This is a genomic window from Pseudoalteromonas sp. K222D, from assembly GCF_017653575.1.
GTDB lineage: Bacteria > Pseudomonadota > Gammaproteobacteria > Enterobacterales > Alteromonadaceae > Pseudoalteromonas > Pseudoalteromonas nigrifaciens.
This window is the reverse complement of the sequence record NZ_JAGGDL010000092.1, coordinates 1-1,085: the sequence shown is the minus strand read 5'-3', so window position 1 is coordinate 1,085 and position 1,085 is coordinate 1. Positions and strand designations below refer to the sequence as shown.

1 protein-coding gene is annotated in these 1,085 nt (G+C 40.2%); it reads right to left on the bottom strand.

Going from position 1 to position 1,085, the window contains the following annotated elements; translation table 11 throughout:
- Positions 1 to 28: 28 nt before the first annotated feature.
- Complete coding sequence (locus J5X91_RS17995; protein WP_208835396.1) at positions 29 to 997, bottom strand: IS30 family transposase; 969 nt, start codon at positions 995 to 997, stop codon at positions 29 to 31.
- Between the last annotated feature and the right edge of the window lie 88 nt (positions 998 to 1,085).

The following is a 1,085-nucleotide window of genomic DNA, read 5'->3' as shown; positions in this document are numbered from 1 at the left end:
TCTCGAATTCAAGTATTAAGTGCAATCATTATGCAGCCACCAGTATTTCTGATTGCCCCGTAAATAATTCATGAGGGGTTTTATACCCTCTTGTTTTTCTTGGTCGATGATTGAGCTTATCAACTGCCGCCTGTATCTCTGCTTCACTTAGTGCCATAAAATCAGTTCCCTTGGGGAAGAAGCGTCTAAGTAAGCCGTTGGTATTCTCATTTATACCTCGCTCCCATGATGAATAGGGATGAGCGAAATACACATCAGCTTCTAATGCTTGTGCGACATGCTCATGGTGAGCAAACTCTTTTCCATTGTCTAACGTCACGGTAATAACCCTATCTTTATATGGTGTCATACACGTGATCAGCGCATCGGCTGTTATTTGCGCATGCTTGCTTTCAATTCTGTGAACGACTGTATATAACGTTTTACGTTCAACCATTGTGACAAAGGCATTTTTACGCCCTTTTCCTATCACTGTGTCACCCTCCCAATCACCAATTCTAGACTTTGAATCCACAATACTAGGGCGTTCATCAATGCTGACTCGATTAACTATCTGTCCACGTTTATCATAGCTTCCATAGCGTTTTTTATACTTTTTACATGCACGAGTGAGTGTCTTATATAGCTTGCCACCACGAGCCTTGTCTCTGTAAATATATTGATAAATTGTTTCATGATGTAAAACGACCTGTTTCTCTAAAGCTAAGCGGCCTGCCACTTGCTCAGGGGAAAGTCCGTCATGCAACAATTTATTAATCCAGTGAGTGACGTCCTCTGTTAACTTACTTGCTTTGAAAGATGACTTACGTCTTTGTTCAGCAAAGTTATTGGCTTGGTTAGGCCGATAGCCTTTAAGTCCTTTATTGCGTTTTAGCTCTCTAGAAATAGATGACGGTGAACGAGTTAGTTCTTCAGCTATCTGCTTTTGGTTATTTCCTGCTTTTATTAACGCGTAAATCTGGTATCTTTCTTCTTGTGTCAGCTGTTTATATTTCATTAAAGCAATTTCCTTTGGCGAGAAAATGGCCGAATTATAACAGCTGGCCATCTAATCTGAGAAATTGCACTTATTATCCGAATTTAGG

Excerpts from the sequence above, each read along its gene's own strand:
- J5X91_RS17995 (WP_208835396.1), bottom strand. The coding sequence starts at position 997 with ATGAAATATAAACAGCTGACACAAGAAGAAAGATACCAGATTTACGCG.